We start from the raw sequence: 18910 nt of genomic DNA, 5'->3' as shown, positions 1-18910 counted from the left end.
TATATTAAACCTATATAAATAGTATACAGCAAAACCAGCTTGAAAAAAGTATGTTTTGAAATATAATAGCGAATATATTCTGACAGTTTTATTCCTCTTTAACTAACTTCTTACAAATCAGCTCATTTGTCAAGGAAAGAGACTCACAATTCACGTATCCTTTACATTTCTATTTAAACAAAAAAAGAAAGAGGACTATCCCCTTTCTTTATTTCGCAAACACTCCAGAAACAATGCTCATAATTTTTTGGACAACTTCTTCAATTGATAAAGAAGTCGTATCTAATTCCAATGCATCATCAGCCTTTTTTAGTGGAGAAACTTCGCGTTCTGAATCTAATTTATCACGCTGAGCAATTTCTTCTTTTAGCTGCTCTAAATTAGAATCGAAACCTTTATTTAAATTTTCTAAATGTCTTCTTTCCGCTCTTTCTTCAACAGAAGCAAGCATAAAGATTTTCACTTCAGCATCCGGTAATACATGTGTACCAATATCACGGCCGTCCATTACAACGCCGCCTTTTTTCGCTAACTCTTGCTGACGACGTACCATTTCTTCACGAACAAGGCGATGTTTCGCTACAATAGATACTCGATTCGTCACATCAGGTGTACGAATTACTTCAGAAACATCTTGTCCATTTAAAAATACAAGCTGTGTATTTTCTCCTTGCTGAAACTCAATATTTACATTCTTTACAACTTCCATTAACTGCTCTTCATTTTCAATGTCTACTTTTTGTTCAAGGGCTGCATATGTAAGCGTACGGTACATTGCGCCTGTATCAATATAAACGTAAGAAAGTTCCTTCGCAACAACTTTTGCCACTGTACTTTTCCCAGCAGCTGCTGGACCATCTATAGCAATTGAAATTCGTTTATCCATTGTAACACCTCATTTTTTCACTTATAAAACAAAACGAAAAGCAGGTGTTCACCCTGCTTCTTCTCATTTGCTTCACGTCATTAAATCCTCAATTATTGTAGCATAATCCTTCATAGAAGAAAATGAAAACTACCTATTCACCTGCAAGATTTCCACTTTGTTTTTTACCATGACACCCTCATAATAAACAATTTTAGATAAATATTTCACTGATGACTTATGTATAAATAACAATTGCACAACAGAAAGACAAATGAATTGCATTATTAATATACGAATAAAAATTCTCTCCATCTTTTTCACCGGAATTCTTCCCTCCTATACTATATTTGCACATTTCGTTTCATGATTTTATACATCGTACATATAGCAGTTAATTTTATTGTCATTTTCGAGGCATACTTTTATACATTTCCATTGTCGAATTTACTCAAAACATGTTATGTTCTAAATGTATTTTTTTACTTGAAAGGGGTATAAGCATTGAAAAGAATCCTAGTTTTACACACAGGTGGAACAATTGCAATGGAGGAAGATAAAGAAACTGGGGTCGTACAACCAGGTGAAAAAAATCCTCTTTTAAAATTCATTCCTGATTTAGAAGGCGATGTTGATTTAATCGTTGAAGATGTGTTCCACCTACCATCTCCTCATATGACACCGAGCGAAATGTTACAATTACAAGTCATCATTGATGAAAGAGTAAAACAAGACAACATTCATGGCGTAGTCATTACGCATGGCACGGATACATTAGAAGAAACAGCTTATTTCTTAGATTTAACAGTACAAGCAACTATTCCGATCGTAGTGACAGGTGCAATGCGCTCTAGCAATGAGTTAGGTGCTGATGGTCTATATAACTTCTTATCAGCTGTAAAAGTTGCTAGTTGTGATGAAGCTGCAGAAAAAGGTGTTTTAGTCGTATTAAACGACGAAATTCATTGCGCTACAAATGTAACGAAAACACATACAAGTAATGTTGCAACATTCCAAAGCCCACAATACGGACCAATTGGAATGGTAACAAAACGCGGCGTTGTCTTCCATCACGCTTTAGTACATCACGAAACATATACGATAAACAAAGTGTCTAAAAATGTAGTTGTTCTAAAAGCATATGCTGGCATGGATGATACATTATTAGCAGCAATCGAAAATCTTCCTGTAGACGGCATTGTTATCGAAGCTCTTGGACAAGGTAATCTCCCTCCAAGAACACTACCTAGTCTAGAAAGATTATTAAATAGAGGTATTCCTGTCGTATTAGTTTCTCGCTGTTTCAACGGTATCGTTCAAGACGTATATTCGTATGAAGGTGGCGGTAAACACTTAAAAGATATGGGCATTGTATTCACATACGGATTAAATGCACAAAAAGCACGCATTAAATTACTTGTTGCATTAGAGAATACAAATTCTCATGAATCCATTCAAAATATGTTTATGCACGAATAAAAAGGAGCTGTCGAGGTTTTCCCGACAGCTCCTTTTTATTTTTCTCTTGATGCAATGGTTTGCGCAATCGCATCTCCATGAAATCTTCCGTTCTCGATAAATATTTCATTTGCATTATTTCCAGCAGCAATGACACCTGCAATGAAAATATTTTCAGCATTCGTTTCCATTCTATCCTCTGTATAAATTGGACGTCCTGTTTCTTCATCAATCTGAACACCCATCTTCGTTAAGAAGCTATGATCAGGATGATAACCAGTCATCGCAAATACAAAATCATTTTTGATTGTAAGAGCTTCACCATCAACTGTAAACGTTAATGTATGCTCAGTAATTTCTTTCACATGAGCCCCAAAATGCATTTGAATTGTACCATTTCGTACTAACGCCTCAAATTCCGGCAAAATCCAAGGCTTTATGCTTGGTGAATACTCACTTCCACGATACAGTACCGTTACACGTGCACCAGATTTAACAAGTTCTAACGCGGCATCTACACTCGAGTTTTTCCCACCTATAACTACTACATCTCGATCAAAATAAGGATGCCCCTCTTTAAAATAGTGAGCTACTTTCTTCAATTCCTCACCTGGAACATTCATATAATTTGGATTATCATAATATCCAGTTGCTACAACAATATATTTCGCTATATATATTTCCTTACTTCCGTCACGCTTTGTCGTCTCAACCTGAAAAGCTTCTCCATCTTTTTGAACTTTCTCCACTCGCTCAAAAGCATTTACACGTACAGATTTACGTCTTACTACTTCACGATAATACGCAAGCGCTTGATTTCGAACTGGCTTACGATTTTCTGTAATAAAAGCTACATCACCAATTTCTAATTTTTCACTAGAAGAGAAAAATGTTTGATGAGTTGGATAATTATAAATGGCATTTACAATGTTTCCTTTTTCAATTACTAACGGATTTATCCCTACCTTTTGCAACGAAATTGCAGCCGCTAATCCGCACGGACCGCCTCCGATTATAATAACTGTTTCTTTCTGCATACTCGTCCACTCCTAGTCTTCTACCAATACACTATTTATAAAAACAAGAAAAAACCTACTTACAGCAGTAGGCACCTATCTTTATTGTATTCATTTTTCATATATTTGTCATCTAAACGAAACGTACATCCGATAGACATCTGCTAAAAACTGCTGAAATTTAATACCTTGTTTCCCTAATACATTCTCAGGATCAATCTTTCTAGCTGGATCAAGCGTTTTATGTGACACGATATCTTTTTTCGGATTTAAGCCAAAGTTTTGGCATAAATACGCATGATACCATGTAAAACGATTATATGCTTCCCAAAAGTTAACATCACCACCATAACAAAGTTCCACTCCAATGGCCGCCTTATTCGCGTCATAGCCATATAAGTCATTATCCGTCGGCACACCATATCGAACATGATACGCAACTTCATTTATAGGAATAATCTCCAATATTGTTTTATCATCTATAAATGTATGCGCCGAAGCTTTCGGTTGTAATTCATTAAAGTAATCTCGATTCCCTATCGCATTGCTTCCAGGATTCCCCGTATCATGGCTTACAATAAATCTCACTTTAGTCAGAGGAATCCCCGGTCGTGAACTTCCATATCCAATATAGTTGCGCTCTATAGGAAACATCGCCATTGCTACCAACTCCCGCTCTAGAAGATTACCTTACTTCCTTATATATGTATTCGGTAGCAATGTCCTTATCGCATATTTCTTACGCGAAGAGAAAATCGAAAATATTTGAAGTGAACACCATAAACAACAAGATACTTACAGCCACTCCATAAAAACCGTAAAACCAAACACAATCTTCTTTCGTATCTAAACCGAAAAATTTATTTACCGATTGTAATAATGTGCCACGCTTGCTTTGTTTGTTTCGTAATACTTCCACTCGCTCTACAACATCTGCTGGCATCATAAATCTTTGGTCTACTGTCATTTTCATCATTTATCTCTCCTTAAAATCATTTCCGTTTTGTTTATCTAAGGAGAGTATAGCACGTTTGTTCGTATAGAACAAGCGTTCTTTTTATTTTTATTTTATTTTTCAGCAAGCCAAGTAAAAATCGAGATTACAACGGCAATAATCGGCCCTACTACAACCACACCAAATACCAAAAACAGTAACCCTTCCCCGAACATCCGAACGGTACTTATTTTTCGAGCTTTCATCGTTCTTGCAAGTTCTCCCTCTAACCTCTTAACCTTCTCTTCTAATTGTTCTACTCGTTCCAGCATTTCATTCTCCATATACAACACCTCATTTAATACTTCAACAAAAAAACGTGATTCCCTCGAAAGGAAATCACGTTTTCTCAAGATATAATATTTTATACCCAACCTCTGAAGCGGCTTGCTTCAGCCATTTTACGAACACCAACCATGTACGCCGCTAAGCGCATGTTCACTTTACGAACTTGTGCTGTTTCATAAATAGAATCAAATGATCTTACCATTACTTTTTCTAAACGTTGTTCTACTTCTTCTTCAGTCCAGTAGTAACCTTGGTTGTTTTGTACCCACTCAAAGTAAGATACTGTTACACCACCAGCACTTGCTAACACGTCTGGAACAAGCAAAATTCCGCGATCTGTTAAAATTTTAGTCGCTTCTAATGTTGTTGGACCATTTGCAGCTTCAACAACGATTTTCGCTTTAATATCATTAGCATTTTCTTCTGTAATTTGGTTCTCAATTGCAGCTGGTACTAAAATATCGCAATCAAGTTCTAACAATTCTTTGTTTGAAATTGTATTGTTAAATAGCTTTGTTACTGTACCGAAGCTATCACGACGGTCTAATAAATAATCAATATCTAATCCGTTTGGATCATGTAACGCGCCGTAAGCATCTGAGATTGCAATAACTTTCGCACCTGCATCATGCATAAATTTAGCTAAGAAGCTACCAGCATTACCGAATCCTTGAACAACAACGCGTGCACCCTTAATATCAATGCCACGTTTTTTAGCAGCTTCGCGAATACAAATTGTTACACCTTTCGCTGTTGCTGTTTCACGTCCATGTGATCCACCTAATACAAGCGGTTTACCTGTAATAAATCCTGGTGAATTAAATTCATCAATACGGCTATACTCATCCATCATCCACGCCATAATTTGAGAGTTTGTGAATACATCTGGAGCTGGAATATCTTTCGTCGGACCTACGATTTGGCTAATTGCTCGTACATAACCGCGGCTTAATCTTTCTAACTCACGGAATGACATTTCACGTGGATCACAGATAATTCCACCCTTACCTCCACCATATGGTAAATCAACAATACCACATTTTAAACTCATCCAGATTGAAAGTGCTTTCACTTCATTTTCTGTTACATTCGGATGGAAGCGAATTCCACCTTTCGTTGGACCAACAGCATCATTATGTTGCGCACGATATCCTGTAAATATTTTAACAGTCCCGTCATCCATACGAACTGGTATTTTCACTGTCATCATACGAATTGGTTCTTTTAATAATTCATATACTTCGTTTGGATAACCCAATTTTTCTAACGCTTCACTAATAACAATTTGTGTTGAATTCAATAGTTCAAAATGTTGTTCCCTTTGTTGTTGTGTTTTTGTTTGAGTTCCCTTTTCGGCTACCATAGTAAGTAAACCCCCTGTAATTTCACTTGTTTAGTAAACCTTCATTGCCTAGTATACACCCTTAAATTTGGAATGCAATAGAAAACGCTAACAAATATATACAAACTATTTTCTGTTGCAAGCGTTTTCACTATTATTATAGTCCTTTTATTACTTTTAGAAAAGTAAAATACTTAAATATTTAAATATTTTTTATTTTCATCAACCACCCTCCCATAAAACTGCATATTTTATTTTCAAAAAGTATGTTCGAGTATTTACAATCATCCCTTCCCTTCTCCAAATAAAAACAAAACCTCAGCTATGTTGTATTAGCTGAGGTTTTGTTTTTTCACAAAGTAATTGTGTATTTGTTCTATCGCGTTAACATCCATTAATTCTTTACCGTACTCCATGATGCGGTAAATGGTTGCTGTAGACGGATTACCGTATTCCGCTAAAATAGCTATAAAATCCGCCTTTAACAATTGAATTTGTTCCTCTTCTTCCACCCAAAGATAGAAGCGCTCATCCCACGTATATAGCTTTCCGCCAGTTACACCAAGGTTATATAAGCGATTCGACAGGTTAATTACGTCATCTAGCGTAGCAAACTCATATAATATATGCTCACTTTCATCTAGAGTCACTTGCATTTCAATAAACTCGTCACGGAACTCATCATCTGTATCCATTTCTTGATTTTCTTTCGTTACAATTACAACCATCCCTTGTGCTTGTAGAGAAAACACTTCAACTGCAATCGGACCATCTGCTTCAAACCCTAATTCCTTATTTGCTTCTTGCATCATATCACGAAATAATTGCTGTACTTTCGGTGCATTTCTCCATAAATCTTCTTTCGTTAATCCTCGTTCAGATAAATCATCAAATGTTAGAAAAATTTTTATCTTATTGTAATTTAATCGTTCCAGCCTCATCTCATACCCTCCCTACGTAACCAATGCATCTAATTTTTATTATATGAAATAGAAAATAGATGGTTCTTTTCGAACAACTATTCCGACATTTTTAACCATCCATCCCATTCTTCTTTCGTATCACCAATTAAGATTGTTTCAATGTCCAACTGGTTTAGAACGCCTAGATTTCCGATAAATCCAACAGAAAGAGATTCCCTTTTTTCTTGTAATAAATTTATAAAGTTCATCGTCTTTTTCATTTCTTGTTCGTCAGCAAAAGATATAAATACATATTTCGGCTGTATTTCCTCTACCGCTGATAACATACCATCTTCAGCTAAGCTTGTCCTAATATATATCGCCTCATATCCTTTTAAGCGTAAATAAGTTGAAAAAATAAATCCTTTCAATGCATCCTTTTCTAACACAATAACTTTGTGTAAAGAGGAAAACATTGAGGCATTGTGATACACCATCCCTAGACGCGTTTGTAAAAATGATAGTGCATATTGAAATTGCACCATTGAAATCTCATTATTATTTTTTGACGTTAATAATTTGTCTGTCACTCGAAGAACGATACTGGCAACAACCTTTTCTGTTGAATATATACTAAAAGCTTCGTTTAATAATGCAGCAATTGTAATTTCATCAAATTTTAACAAAGCTTGTAGCAAATCGTCCACTAAAACAACTTCTTTATCGAAATGTATCTCTTTTTGAACTGTACTCTGCAAACGATTCTCTTCTAATAACTGAACCGCTTGTCCAATCATCATACCGGAAGAAACTTTTTCCATTAACCATTTTAAAATTTGAATATGCTCTTCTGTATATAAGCGATGCCCAGCTTGATTCCGCTTTGGGGCAATAATTTGATATCGTCTTTCCCATGCACGAAGCGTACTCGGCTGAACTCCAATTATATTCGAAACGGCTTTTATATTATATTTCCCACTAAGAGTTGGCATCATTTCCCTCCGCACAATGTAATGATATGTGTTTGAGCAGGTGCTCGGAAACGAAGTGGTATCAATGTTGTTCCATACCCATTACTAACAAAGAGAATCGTATTCAAATGGTTATATACGCCACCTTTTAAATATTTTTTAGATGGGAATAATCGGATTTGTCCTCCATGCGTATGTCCACTTAACACAAGTGAAATCTGTTCATTTCCAGACATTTTTTTTATTATATCAGGGTTGTGACTAACTAGGATACGAAAACCATCTTCTTTACAATCCGCCAATGCCAAATCTAGACGATCACGGTGCAATCCAACATCATCTATACCGAGCAAACAAATTTTCTCTCCTAATTCAGACTCAAATACCACTCTTGTATTATCTAAAACTTTTACGTTATTTTCTAATAATAACGCATCTAATTCATGATATTCTATCTCATAATCATTGTTTCCCCACACAAAATATACAGGACCTATCTCTCTTAACTTTTGAATATTCGCAGAGATTTTTGATAAAGAGACACCTTTCTCTGCTAAATCTCCTCCGATAATTACGAGATCTACTTTTCCTTTTACTTGTTCAATTAACAAATTCGAAATGACCCTTCTATGAATATCAGAAATAAAAAACACATTTACTTTTTGAAAACTTTTCGGAAATTCTTTAAATACTAAAGTATGTTCCAACACCGTATTACGCATCGCTTCTTTATACATCACAAAAAGTAATAAAATCCCCATGCCTATGAGAGTACTGAATAATATAATCCATATCATATTTTTGACTCCCTCCTCATAAAGATAATCCTAGGCTTTTATAACAAACTGTGATCGCTTAACTCGCTAGCTTTCTTGCTTTGTGGACTTATCTTTTATCGGAATTTTTAATTCTTGACCTGCACTCACTTCATCTTCCTGCAAGTTATTATACTTTTTAATTACTTCAATTCCATTTCCATCTGAAAAATATTGCTTCGCTATACTTTCTAAAGTTTCTCCCTCTTTCACAGTATGCGTTATTACTTTTTCAGAATGTTTCTGCGACTCAGATTTAGCTGAATCAAAGAAGATTACTTCAAACGCACTTTTTCCAGCATTATTACTATCACCCTTCACCTGAATATATTTATCCGTGTACCACAAAATACTAATCGGCAGAAGAATGAATAGAAATGTTAAAACCCGGACGAAAATGTGATTTATTTTAAACTTTTGTTTTTTCTCTTTATTTCTATGAATTTCACTACGCGGCGGTAAACTTTCTTTTTCTTCCACTCGCTCAACTTCTAATTCCTCTTCAAAATCAGGAATTCGTTTCCTCATGTTGTTCACCACCACCTTCCATTTATTTTCTTAATTGGAGTCCCATTATAAAATCAACAAGAAAGTGTGCAAAGATTGTTATAAACAAATTTCCTGTCCATTCAAATACATAACCAAAGACAAAACTAATAAAACAGACGAAACAAAATAAAAATGGCTTTGTTATATAACGAATATGTAACACTGCAAATACGAAGCTCGCAATTACAATTCCAAAATGAGTCTGTACTACACCTCTAAATAAAAATTCTTCTGCAAAACCAATCAAGAACGTAATAACGAGTAAGTGTAGAACGGACATTCCTCGAAACATCTTATCGTTAATACCACCATCATCAAACCATGACTCCGGAAACACTCGCATTGCAACATAATCTAATAACACAATACCAATCGCTAACAAACCACCTATAATAAGTATAGATACTGGTTCCCATTTCCATAAATTAAAGACTTCTTTTACATCTTGAAATAATATATATGCCAGTAAACAGCCAATACCGATAATAATTAACTGTGTTATATATAGATTCAGCCTTATTTCCTGCGGACTCATATCTTCAACATTATGCCTTTGAATGTTCATCATTCCTCCATCTTTTCTAGGCCGAAAAGCTTTTGTAACTCTGTTTCCCAATTATAGTCGAAATCCGATTGTTGCGCTCGTCTTTTTTTATAATCTTCTTTGGTAATACCGCAATAATCGCAGCAATTAATTAACTCTTGCTCTTTCCTATAACCGAACTGTTGCAGCACATATTCACGTCTACACCCTTTAACTTGTATCCATGACTTCATATTTTCTAGCTCACTATATTTATTACGCAACCTTATTTCTACTTCAGCTATTAATCGGTTCATGATTTCATCTGACAAACCTTCTAATAATAATCTTCGTTGTTGTATAATTCCAACCTGTTCGAGATGATAACGAACGAAACGCCAATATTGCTCATTAAATCTTGCTGCATTATAACAAATTTCTTCTACATCTTCTATTGGTAATTCCTTCGTTTGAAATATTCTTTCTTGTAGTAAAGAAAATAAAAATTTTATTTGTGACTTACTTGGCAATTCATCCTCAATGATTGAAATTGGTAAATCATGATCCAACGGACTACATAATAAAATAGCTATACTCGGTTCGCCATCTCTTCCAGCTCTTCCGATTTCTTGTAAGTAAGAGGCTATATTAGTTGGATAATGAAAATGAATAATATATCGCGTATTCGCCTTATTTACCCCCATACCAAATGCACTTGTGCATATTACAAGTTGCAATTGATCGTTCATAAACTGCTGTTGAATTAACATACGCTCTTCATGTTCCATACCACCATGATAAAAAGCTACACCAGTAACACCTTTCCCTCTCAAGTATTCCGTTAACCTTTCTGTCCACGCTCTACTTGAGCAATATACAATCCCCGGCCCTTGTAAATACATCACCTGCTCTAAAAGCGCCTCTTTCTTTTCTTCTATCGTCTCTACAAATTGCACATCCATTGCAATATTAGGACGATCAATAGAGTATACATGTTCCGCGGCACCCTTTAAATTTAAACTATCTGCGATATCCTGCAGTACCCCTTTTGTCGCTGTGGCTGTCAATGCTAATACTGTAGGAGAACCAATATTTTCAATAACTACATTTAGTTTTTTATAGTCCGGTCTAAAATCATAACCCCATTGAGAAATACAATGAGCCTCATCAACAACAAATAATGAAATATGAATTTTCTTCAATTCCCTAATTAATAACTCCGACTGCAACATCTCTGGTGAAACAAAAATAAATTTATATGAAGATAATTTTTTCATCGCTTCTCTTTTTTCATTTAATGTCCGAAAACTATTAAATGCTATCACTCGGTTTTTCACAACATACTTTAATTGTGTCACTTGATCTTCCATTAAAGATAATAACGGTGATACAACAAGCACTGTTCCTTCTCGCATAAGCCCCGGAAACTGATAGCACATAGATTTCCCTCTTCCAGTCGGAAGCATTGCTATCACATCTTTTCCTTCTAATAAATCTGTAATTACTCCTTTTTGACCTGGACGAAATTCAGAATATCCAAACCACTTATATAAATATTCTTCAAGTTTCATTTACACCCTCCATCCGCGCTAATACAAGACGAACTTCAAAATAAGAGATATCTTCTCCAACCGCTTGTTTCAAAACACGTAACTTCCGCGTTTGCAATGCTTCAATTACTTTTATTACTTTGTCTATCTTTTCTTTTTCCATAAACATTTCAATAGAAAAATCTTTTTCTCGCAAAGCAATTTCAACAAAATGATCTTCTATCGTTGCAACCTTTAAATTCCGAATCGTCGCTATTTCTTCTAAAGAACGTCCTTGTCTCCAAAAATTATATGTTTTTTTCGTGGATAAACTAAATAATTCAGCTCTCTCATTTGGATAAGATATAATTTCAGCTAATAGTGGAAATTCATTTTCTTTATCACGAACTTCTTGTATAAAGAAATGTATTGTACCCCAAAATAAAAAATACACCCTGAATATATCTTGTTTCGTAATTTCTGCTAATTGTTGCAATGTACAACCAATGCGTTCATAACCCGTTAATCGATATGTTACAATCGTCGCTTCTATCGCATTACTCTTTTCTAAAAGATTATGTACTTCCGTCCATAGTTTTCTCGCCAACTCACTTCTCTTATATGGCCTTCCTGTTAGAAAACGTTTCACCCACATCATTATTTCTGTATCTTGCTGAATTGGAATAAATCTCGTATTATTCTGTTGTAAATTTGATATGGTTTGAATAATTAATGATAATCTTTTCCAAAATGTTTCACCTAATTCACCATAATGTAAACCATGCAAATGCGCCGGAAAAGCATAAACTTCCTCCCATTTATGTAACTGCATTTTACCCGTAGGTGTTAACACATATGTATTTTCATGTATTTCTTGAATAAAATCCGCTTGCAACAACTTTGCAACTTCACCATCATAGTCATTTCTATTTAATGATTTATATATTCCGAACAAAAAAGAAATTCGGAACATATTTCCATCTTGTAAAGTTTGCGAAGAACGTTTGCCCTTTAGTAAATAATAAATAGAAGAAACGGTTCTTTCACCATTCAATTGTTTTAAACAATGCAACAAAGTATATTGTATTTGCATGACCGCTTCCACCTTCCAATCTTAACTTCATTCTTTTCAGTACAATTACACTATCTACTGTCGCTCATTAAACTTATCATATAAGAACTATATACTTGTATATATTCTATTGTATCAAACGAAATCATATTTACGTATTTTGAAAATCTTATGACATAATTCAAAAATAAGTTGACACTCTAATTGATAAGCATTATCATTATAATTTTATGTTGAAAAGTTTTACAAACCGTTTTACAATAAGGTTATAATTTTTATGGCGAGCTTTTCACATACATATTATCAGGAGGGAAAAAAGATGGCAAAATATACAATCGTTGATAAAGATACTTGTATTGCATGTGGTGCTTGTGGCGCTGCTGCACCAGACATTTATGACTATGATGATGAAGGTATTGCATTTGTAACATTAGATGATAACCAAGGTATCGTTGAAATTCCAGATGTATTAATTGAAGATATGATGGATGCATTCGAAGGCTGTCCAACTGACTCAATTAAAGTTGCTGACGAATCATTCGACGGAGACGCTTTAAAATTCGAATAGTCTTTTATTAACTTCAAAAAACGCCCCTCCTATTGATGAGGGGCGTTTTTTGTATCTAAATTTTATTTTCCTTAATAAAAAACCATTAGTAGTTTCACACTACTAATGGTTTTAGTATATATTATGCATTTTTCATTTTTGCAAACACCCATACTTTCAGGCGTGAGAATAATGCTACAAATACAATTGTTACAACAATCCCTTTAATTAAATTAAATGGTAAGATTGCCGTTACAACCGTTGTTTTTATAGCTTCGCTAGACATAGCTGGTGAATTTAAAAACCAAGTGTACGCCGGGAATATGATGATGTAGTTTAATACACTCATAATAAGTGCCATTGTAATTGTCCCTAGCATTAATCCTGTAGTTAAACTCTTCACAGTACGATACTTTCTAAATAAGAAAGCTGCTGGCCCAATAAATAAACATCCTGCAATAAAGTTTGCAATTTCTCCAACTGGTACTCCCGTTAAACTTCCTTGAATCCCGTAATGTAAAATGTTCTTTATCGCCTCTACAATCACTCCTGCTACTGGTCCAAAGATAATTGCCGCAATTAGAGCTGGTACATCACTAAAATCAATTTTCAAAAATGGCGGAAGCCCTGGGAACGGGAAATCCAACATCATTAGTAAATATGCAATACTACTTAGCATCGCTACACTCACCATCTGCACTACACTGTTTTTTTGTTTCATCTTTCTCTCTCCTTTTCCATCGATCATCTCATGGAAAGTGGAAAGGTTCTGCTATGCCTATTTTTTCATAGAACGAAAAAACCCTTTGTGTTTTACACAAAGGGAGAATTTAAGGCACATCAAACAGACGTTCAAATCCATATCTTTTTTGAACGCTTGAACCTCCATCTTCTCCCATCCAGACTATACTGTCGGCTTTGGAATCACACCAAATCCTGCCTTAACGGCTCGCGGGCTTAGAACAAAATCATAAATAGTTCATCACCGCCGGTCGGGATTTTCACCCTGCCCCGAAGATAGACCGATATTCTATTTTCCCCTTCATTATACAACAACCTCATAACATTGTGAACTAAAAAATTGTAACTTATTTAAAATTAGTTATTTATTTTTCGTAACAACAAATAAATTGCGAGATATTTTACAATACAATCCATATTTTTTATTATTCGGCATTTCTCTTTTGAATTACCTAGTCATATATAATTAAAAGTGATAAGATATTGAATTGTTAAGATAAGAACATTTTCTGAGTTATGGAGGAAATGTCATGAAAAAAGACAAGAGACATTCTATTCGAGAAGCAATGAAAAAAAACTTAAGAAAAGAATACTTTTACTTAAAAAAAGAATTACTTTTCTACTGCCCAATTGATTTAGGCACATTCTCAAACGAGACATACTATGCTACTTTCGATGAAGATGGCATCAGTATTTATCAGTATGATAAAAAAACAGAAAGTAAATTAAAATTGTGTGAGCGTCATCCGTGGAAGAGTTGGAATAAAGTGAAGATTGATCACTATTTGACAACTTCTCAATTTATTTTTCAGGGTGAGCGAAATTGGATCTTATCTCTTTTTCAAAAAGGAAAAGAAGCTCAAAAAATTATTGAAGAGCATACATCTTTACAAACAGAAGTTGTTTCCCGCTCTTTCTTAAAAAAACTTCCTGGTTTTCGTTCTAATACACCACTGAATAAATACATCGGTAGTATTTGTTACACTGCACTTATTGCATTTTTATTAAAATGGATGATTCCATTTCAAGCACCACAAATCGCCCTGTATTCTATCTCGATTGGTTGTATGCTTCTTGGCCTACTTTGTTTGACAATCGGTTTAATTGAACCGACTATCGTACTGTTTCGAACAAAAGAGAAAACAAGAACAAAAGTTTTTTACTTATACAGCTATTTAGCTATTTCTGGATTTATATGTGTCTTTATTTTTTGGTAAAAGAAGCCGTCCCAAAATAAATTTTGGGACGGTTTTCTTTTAGATATAGATGCTCTGATTCACTCAATAGTTCTAGCAAAAGCGCCCATATAATTTCATTTACATTGAATCTTATTTAAGAAGAACATAAATTTGTTCAAAGTTTAATTTTTGAAGCGTTTCCTTTACTTAACATATAATTGTTGATTAGGATAAATTAGCTCTTGCTGCAATCCATTTTTTTCTTTAATTTCCTTAAGTGTCATACTAAATTTCCGTGCAATACTAACTAAAGTATCCCCTTTTTGTACGACATATAATGACGAAGAAACAACTTCATTTCTTTGTTCACTTAAAACAAGCAATGGGTTCATCGCATTCTTTTTCGCCATCGTCCATCTTCCTTGATGAAGTTCTAGATGTAAGTGCGCACCTCGCGATTCTCCCGTGTTCCCTACTTCTCCAATTTTTTCTCCTTTGGAAATATAATCTCCTTGATCCACATATCTCTTATTTAAATGTGCATATACAGCCTCATATTCTCCGTGTTTAATAAATACAACATTTCCATAACTACTTGAATAATAAGACCTCGTTACCTTACCATCTTGGATAGCTGCCACAGGCGTTCCAATCGGCGCAGCTACATCAATACCATAGTGTTTTCCATGCCTTGTCCCAAAATAATCACTTATCTGACCTTCAACAGGCCATGTCCATCGATTTTCTTCTGCATAAACATGTAATTGAGATACAAACAGTATACTCAATAACATGACACCGCATTTTAAAACTTTCATATACATCCTCCGTTTTCTAATTACCACCATACCTTCTCTATTTTGGTATATTACAGAAAAAAGTATACAAAAAAAGAAAGTGAATTACTCCACTTCCTTCTCTTTCTTATCACGAAAAACTACTGCACTACGGTTATACTCCACATCTTTCACTTGTAATCGGGCATTTATTACTCGAGCTATCGCAAACAAATAATCAGATAATCTATTTACATACTTTAATACAACTTCATTTATTTTCACTTCTTTTTGCAATGATACTATAGAGCGTTCTGCTCTCCTTACAACAGTACGTGCAATATGAATAGTAGCCGCTGCCTCGCTACCACCTGGCAAAATAAAGCGTTCTAGTGGCGGGGCTTCTTCTATATATAAATCAATCTTTCTTTCTAAACTTTCAACCATCACAATTGTCACTTTATAAGGAATTTTTTGTTCCACTATTGCCAAGTCTCCTCCGCAATCAAATAGTTCATGTTGAATATTTTCGAGCTCATTGTAAATATCTATAAAAGCCCCGCCTTGAAGCTTAGTCATTGCATATCCAATATGAGAATTTGCCTCGTCTATTGTTCCATACGCTTCCACACGGATATCATCTTTATCAACCCTGCCACCTATTACACTTGTCGTTCCTTTATCTCCTGTTTTTGTATATAATTTCATTTCTTCACAGCACCTCTCTTGTTATTCTTTATTCGAGCAACATAGAAAAAAGTTCTACCATTCTTTATTTAATTGAGTTTACAAAAAAATAAAAACCAGCAGAACTTTATTCATTATCAACTTTAAAAACGCATATCTAAATTATACGATTCGGTAAATGTACAGAGAATGTAGTTCCTTCTCCAACAACACTTGATACAGAAATTTTACCATCATGGCCTTGAACAATATTTTTCGCAATCGCAAGCCCGAGTCCTGTTCCACCCTTTTTCCCACGTGTTCTTGCTTTATCAGCTTTATAGAAACGATCAAATAAAAATGGAATATCTTCTTCTGGAATGCCTGCACCCGAATCTTGTACTTCAAAAATAAGACCGTTATTTTTCGTATCAATTACAAGCGTTACATGTCCGCCTGCATTCGTATGACGTATTGCGTTATCAATTAAATTCGTCAATACTTGTTCCATACGATCTGCATCAAACGGGTATTGTTCAATTGGACCTTTGAAATCAACCGTTAACGCGACCTCTTTATCCTTTGCAATCCCTTGGAATTTACGACCAATTTTTTCAACAAACGGATGTATATCCACTTCACCAATATGTAACTCTACATGACCGCTTTCCATACGAGCTAAATCTAACAATTCATTTACAAGTTTACCTAAACGAACAGATTCATCATAAATAATTTGAACAAACTCATCTATTTCCTCTTTCGTTTGCACAATATCATCTAAAATCGCTTCACTATACCCTTGCAGCATGACCATTGGTGTACGAAGTTCATGTGATACATTCGCAATAAAATCTTGACGCATCTTTTCAAGACGACGTTCTTCCGTCATATCTCGCAGCACTGCTACAGCTCCACGAATTTTCGTTTGATTGTAAAGCGGCGTCATAAGAACTACATAGTTTCCTTTTTGTAAATTAATTTCAACAACTTGTTGTTGTTCGCTTTCTACAACGAGATGGAATAATTCCACAAGTTCAGAAGGTAGTTTTTTACTGAGCTCTATCTCTTTTTCTTCTTGCCAAACTTGTAAGAAATGTTCGGCCGGCGGATTGATTACAACGACTTCACCTTCTTGATTTAACGTAATAACCCCATCTGCCATACTACTCAAAATACTTGCTAACTGCTCTTTTTCTTGTTGCAAGGCGTTCATATTAAACTTCAACTGTTTTCCCATTTGATTTAAGGCCGTTGCAAGCTCACCAATCTCATCCTGAGATACCATAGGAGCCTTTGCATCAAACTTCCCACGTGACACTTCAAAAGCAACCTCACGCATTTTACGAAGCGGTGCTGTAATCCGAGTAGATAAGAAGAACGCAAAGAAAGTTGTTAATATAATCGCAATTCCAGCCGATAAGAAAATAAAATCAGTTGTTCTTTCCATACCTTGTATCGGTACTTGTAAAGATTCATATACGAACACTGCACTTTGATTTTTTGATTGCACTGGTTTTCCGACGATCATAATATCATTTTCGGTGTTTTTATTCTTCCTACTATTAGACGCTTTTCTAATATTATTCTTAATTTCTTTTTTGTCTGTAAACACAGCCGCTAATTCTTTATCTTCTTTTAAGTCATCCATTGTAAGAGTGACTAACCCTTCTTGTTTCGGTGAAGAAGAGATTTCTTTACCATCTTCTACAATAATAATCCTTGAAAGTGGGTCAGAGAATTTGTAAGCGATATTCTCAATCGTTTTTACATCGGCACCTTCTTCAATTAACTCTGAAACACTTGTTGCAACTTTTTGAAGCCTAGCTTCACTCATATCAACATAATACGTTCTAAAAAACTGTGAAAGTAAAATCGCAACAAATCCAAGAACAAACGAAACGAGAAGTAATATGGTCATCCATAACTTCCCTACTACACTTCTCCAAAGCATCAGTCGTTCACAACCTCAAATTTGTAACCTACACCCCAAACAGTAACGATCATTTTCGCTGCATCTGGTGATTTTTTGCTTAACTTCTCACGTAAACGCTTTACATGTGTATCAACTGTACGTAAATCTCCGAAGAATTCATATTGCCATACTTCTTTTAACAGTTGCTCACGATCGAATACTTTATCAGGAGCTTTCGCTAAAAATAATAGTAACTCATATTCTTTCGGCGTTAAGTTTACTTCATTACCATCTGCAGTAACACGGTGTGCATCGTTATCAATTGTTAAGTGCGGGAATACAGTAACATCTTTTGTCGTTGTATCTTGTGTAAAGAATGTTGTTGGTACAGCACGACGTAATACCGCTTTCACACGTAGTACGACCTCACGTGGACTAAATGGCTTTACAATATAATCATCTGTTCCAACTTCAAATCCTTGTACTCTATTTACTTCTTCACCTTTTGCTGTCAGCATAATAATTGGTGTCGCTTTCTTCTCACGAACCCCTTTACATACTTCAATGCCATCTTTACCAGGCATCATAAGATCTAATAAGATTAAATCGTAATCATTTTGCAACGCCATTTCTAAAGCTGTATCACCATTATCTGCTTCTTCAATCGTATATTGTTCTCTTTCTAAGTACATTTTCAATAAACGACGAATACGATCCTCATCATCTACAATTAAAATTCTTGATTCATTTTCCATCTCTACCC

The 18910-nt window shown here is 34.9% G+C and carries 22 protein-coding genes and 1 riboswitch; of the genes, 3 read left to right on the top strand and 19 right to left on the bottom strand.

All coding sequences use genetic code 11. The features are described from left to right. Positions 1 to 208: 208 nt before the first annotated feature. Both cmk and ACUL40_RS27570 read right to left on the bottom strand, forming a co-directional pair. Complete coding sequence (cmk, locus tag ACUL40_RS27575) at positions 209 to 886, bottom strand: (d)CMP kinase (protein ID WP_000361252.1); 678 nt, start codon at positions 884 to 886, stop codon at positions 209 to 211. Positions 887 to 1015: 129 nt separating this feature from the next. Next, entirely contained in the window at positions 1016 to 1189 is a 174-nt protein-coding gene (locus ACUL40_RS27570) for a YpfB family protein (protein WP_000738059.1), read from the bottom strand. Positions 1190 to 1369: 180 nt separating this feature from the next. On the opposite strand from ACUL40_RS27570, the gene ansA reads away from it, so the two are divergent. Then, positions 1370 to 2344, top strand: a complete 975-nt coding sequence (ansA, locus tag ACUL40_RS27565) for an asparaginase (RefSeq protein WP_000822010.1) — start codon at positions 1370 to 1372, stop codon at positions 2342 to 2344. Between the two features lie 35 nt (positions 2345 to 2379). Here ansA and ACUL40_RS27560 read toward each other — a convergent pair whose 3' ends face one another. The 12 genes from ACUL40_RS27560 to ACUL40_RS27505 form a co-directional block, all read right to left on the bottom strand. Then, on the bottom strand, positions 2380 to 3360 hold the full coding sequence (locus ACUL40_RS27560; RefSeq protein WP_001168522.1) for a YpdA family putative bacillithiol disulfide reductase: 981 nt from the start codon (positions 3358 to 3360) through the stop codon (positions 2380 to 2382). A gap of 108 nt (positions 3361 to 3468) precedes the next feature. Next, on the bottom strand, positions 3469 to 3999 hold the full coding sequence (locus ACUL40_RS27555; protein ID WP_001240655.1) for a peptidoglycan recognition protein family protein: 531 nt from the start codon (positions 3997 to 3999) through the stop codon (positions 3469 to 3471). Between the two features lie 79 nt (positions 4000 to 4078). After that, entirely contained in the window at positions 4079 to 4315 is a 237-nt protein-coding gene (locus ACUL40_RS27550) for a DUF3961 domain-containing protein (RefSeq protein WP_001983018.1), read from the bottom strand. Between the two features lie 92 nt (positions 4316 to 4407). After that, the gene (locus ACUL40_RS27545) at positions 4408 to 4617 is read right to left on the bottom strand and encodes a hypothetical protein (RefSeq protein ID WP_000426763.1); all 210 of its coding nucleotides are present in this window, start codon (positions 4615 to 4617) and stop codon (positions 4408 to 4410) included. 80 nt (positions 4618 to 4697) lie between these two features. After that, the gene (gudB, locus tag ACUL40_RS27540; RefSeq protein ID WP_000225173.1) at positions 4698 to 5984 is read right to left on the bottom strand and encodes an NAD-specific glutamate dehydrogenase; all 1287 of its coding nucleotides are present in this window, start codon (positions 5982 to 5984) and stop codon (positions 4698 to 4700) included. A gap of 311 nt (positions 5985 to 6295) precedes the next feature. After that, complete coding sequence (locus ACUL40_RS27535; RefSeq protein WP_001235402.1) at positions 6296 to 6904, bottom strand: genetic competence negative regulator; 609 nt, start codon at positions 6902 to 6904, stop codon at positions 6296 to 6298. 77 nt (positions 6905 to 6981) lie between these two features. Beyond that, on the bottom strand, positions 6982 to 7857 hold the full coding sequence (locus ACUL40_RS27530; protein ID WP_001142719.1) for a MerR family transcriptional regulator: 876 nt from the start codon (positions 7855 to 7857) through the stop codon (positions 6982 to 6984). Then, complete coding sequence (locus ACUL40_RS27525) at positions 7857 to 8633, bottom strand: metallophosphoesterase (RefSeq protein WP_000637791.1); 777 nt, start codon at positions 8631 to 8633, stop codon at positions 7857 to 7859. The genes ACUL40_RS27530 and ACUL40_RS27525 overlap by 1 nt, the downstream gene beginning before the upstream one ends. A 66-nt stretch (positions 8634 to 8699) precedes the next feature. Then, positions 8700 to 9179, bottom strand: coding sequence for a LysM peptidoglycan-binding domain-containing protein (locus ACUL40_RS27520; RefSeq protein ID WP_001231553.1), 480 nt, complete (start codon positions 9177 to 9179; stop codon positions 8700 to 8702). Positions 9180 to 9201: 22 nt separating this feature from the next. Further along, positions 9202 to 9765, bottom strand: coding sequence for a CPBP family intramembrane glutamic endopeptidase (locus ACUL40_RS27515; RefSeq protein ID WP_001025780.1), 564 nt, complete (start codon positions 9763 to 9765; stop codon positions 9202 to 9204). Further along, a complete protein-coding gene (recQ, locus tag ACUL40_RS27510; RefSeq protein WP_000762973.1) occupies positions 9765 to 11294 on the bottom strand; it encodes an ATP-dependent DNA helicase RecQ in 1530 nt (509 codons plus the stop codon). The genes ACUL40_RS27515 and recQ overlap by 1 nt, the downstream gene beginning before the upstream one ends. After that, positions 11284 to 12345 carry a helix-turn-helix domain-containing protein gene (locus ACUL40_RS27505; RefSeq protein ID WP_001167004.1) on the bottom strand — a complete coding sequence of 354 codons (1062 nt, stop codon included), beginning with the start codon at positions 12343 to 12345 and terminating at the stop codon, positions 11284 to 11286. Before ACUL40_RS27505 ends, recQ begins: the two co-directional genes overlap by 11 nt. Before the next feature lie 298 nt (positions 12346 to 12643). On the opposite strand from ACUL40_RS27505, the gene ACUL40_RS27500 reads away from it, so the two are divergent. After that, on the top strand, positions 12644 to 12892 hold the full coding sequence (locus ACUL40_RS27500) for a ferredoxin (protein WP_001151993.1): 249 nt from the start codon (positions 12644 to 12646) through the stop codon (positions 12890 to 12892). Between the two features lie 121 nt (positions 12893 to 13013). Here ACUL40_RS27500 and ACUL40_RS27495 read toward each other — a convergent pair whose 3' ends face one another. After that, positions 13014 to 13592 (bottom strand): ECF transporter S component, encoded by a 579-nt coding sequence (locus ACUL40_RS27495; RefSeq protein WP_000810855.1) that lies wholly within the window; start codon positions 13590 to 13592, stop codon positions 13014 to 13016. A 162-nt stretch (positions 13593 to 13754) separates the two neighbouring features. Further along, a riboswitch (FMN riboswitch) is annotated at positions 13755 to 13894 on the bottom strand. A gap of 248 nt (positions 13895 to 14142) precedes the next feature. Here ACUL40_RS27495 and ACUL40_RS27490 point away from each other — a divergent pair. Continuing rightward, entirely contained in the window at positions 14143 to 14829 is a 687-nt protein-coding gene (locus ACUL40_RS27490) for a hypothetical protein (protein ID WP_000710837.1), read from the top strand. 164 nt (positions 14830 to 14993) lie between these two features. On the opposite strand, the gene ACUL40_RS27485 is transcribed toward ACUL40_RS27490, so the two are convergent. The 4 genes from ACUL40_RS27485 to resD all read right to left on the bottom strand — a co-directional run bounded on the left by ACUL40_RS27485 (position 14994) and on the right by resD (position 18902). Continuing rightward, positions 14994 to 15608, bottom strand: coding sequence for a peptidoglycan DD-metalloendopeptidase family protein (locus tag ACUL40_RS27485; RefSeq protein ID WP_000866117.1), 615 nt, complete (start codon positions 15606 to 15608; stop codon positions 14994 to 14996). Between the two features lie 84 nt (positions 15609 to 15692). After that, entirely contained in the window at positions 15693 to 16274 is a 582-nt protein-coding gene (locus tag ACUL40_RS27480; RefSeq protein ID WP_000781269.1) for a cob(I)yrinic acid a,c-diamide adenosyltransferase, read from the bottom strand. Between the two features lie 136 nt (positions 16275 to 16410). After that, positions 16411 to 18186, bottom strand: a complete 1776-nt coding sequence (resE, locus tag ACUL40_RS27475; RefSeq protein ID WP_229174189.1) for a sensor histidine kinase ResE — start codon at positions 18184 to 18186, stop codon at positions 16411 to 16413. Continuing rightward, positions 18186 to 18902, bottom strand: coding sequence for a DNA-binding response regulator ResD (gene resD, locus ACUL40_RS27470; protein WP_000426861.1), 717 nt, complete (start codon positions 18900 to 18902; stop codon positions 18186 to 18188). The genes resE and resD overlap by 1 nt, the downstream gene beginning before the upstream one ends. Between the last annotated feature and the right edge of the window lie 8 nt (positions 18903 to 18910).

Source organism: Bacillus sp. KNSH39, from assembly GCF_052656585.1.
The sequence above is the reverse complement of the archived record's forward strand: the minus strand, read 5'-3'. Positions and strand labels throughout refer to the sequence as shown.

Coding starts and splice junctions, on each gene's coding strand:
- cmk (WP_000361252.1), bottom strand. CDS start 886: ATGGATAAACGAATTTCAATTGCTATAGATGGTCCAGCAGCTGCTGGG.
- ACUL40_RS27560 (WP_001168522.1), bottom strand. CDS start 3,360: ATGCAGAAAGAAACAGTTATTATAATCGGAGGCGGTCCGTGCGGATTA.
- ACUL40_RS27555 (WP_001240655.1), bottom strand. CDS start 3,999: ATGGCGATGTTTCCTATAGAGCGCAACTATATTGGATATGGAAGTTCA.
- ACUL40_RS27550 (WP_001983018.1), bottom strand. CDS start 4,315: ATGATGAAAATGACAGTAGACCAAAGATTTATGATGCCAGCAGATGTT.
- ACUL40_RS27545 (WP_000426763.1), bottom strand. CDS start 4,617: ATGGAGAATGAAATGCTGGAACGAGTAGAACAATTAGAAGAGAAGGTT.
- gudB (WP_000225173.1), bottom strand. CDS start 5,984: ATGGTAGCCGAAAAGGGAACTCAAACAAAAACACAACAACAAAGGGAA.
- ACUL40_RS27535 (WP_001235402.1), bottom strand. CDS start 6,904: ATGAGGCTGGAACGATTAAATTACAATAAGATAAAAATTTTTCTAACA.
- ACUL40_RS27530 (WP_001142719.1), bottom strand. CDS start 7,857: ATGCCAACTCTTAGTGGGAAATATAATATAAAAGCCGTTTCGAATATA.
- ACUL40_RS27525 (WP_000637791.1), bottom strand. CDS start 8,633: ATGATATGGATTATATTATTCAGTACTCTCATAGGCATGGGGATTTTA.
- ACUL40_RS27520 (WP_001231553.1), bottom strand. CDS start 9,179: ATGAGGAAACGAATTCCTGATTTTGAAGAGGAATTAGAAGTTGAGCGA.
- ACUL40_RS27515 (WP_001025780.1), bottom strand. CDS start 9,765: ATGAACATTCAAAGGCATAATGTTGAAGATATGAGTCCGCAGGAAATA.
- recQ (WP_000762973.1), bottom strand. CDS start 11,294: ATGAAACTTGAAGAATATTTATATAAGTGGTTTGGATATTCTGAATTT.
- ACUL40_RS27505 (WP_001167004.1), bottom strand. CDS start 12,345: ATGCAAATACAATATACTTTGTTGCATTGTTTAAAACAATTGAATGGT.
- ACUL40_RS27500 (WP_001151993.1), top strand. CDS start 12,644: ATGGCAAAATATACAATCGTTGATAAAGATACTTGTATTGCATGTGGT.
- ACUL40_RS27495 (WP_000810855.1), bottom strand. CDS start 13,592: ATGAAACAAAAAAACAGTGTAGTGCAGATGGTGAGTGTAGCGATGCTA.
- ACUL40_RS27490 (WP_000710837.1), top strand. CDS start 14,143: ATGAAAAAAGACAAGAGACATTCTATTCGAGAAGCAATGAAAAAAAAC.
- ACUL40_RS27485 (WP_000866117.1), bottom strand. CDS start 15,608: ATGAAAGTTTTAAAATGCGGTGTCATGTTATTGAGTATACTGTTTGTA.
- ACUL40_RS27480 (WP_000781269.1), bottom strand. CDS start 16,274: ATGAAATTATATACAAAAACAGGAGATAAAGGAACGACAAGTGTAATA.
- resE (WP_229174189.1), bottom strand. CDS start 18,186: ATGCTTTGGAGAAGTGTAGTAGGGAAGTTATGGATGACCATATTACTT.
- resD (WP_000426861.1), bottom strand. CDS start 18,902: ATGGAAAATGAATCAAGAATTTTAATTGTAGATGATGAGGATCGTATT.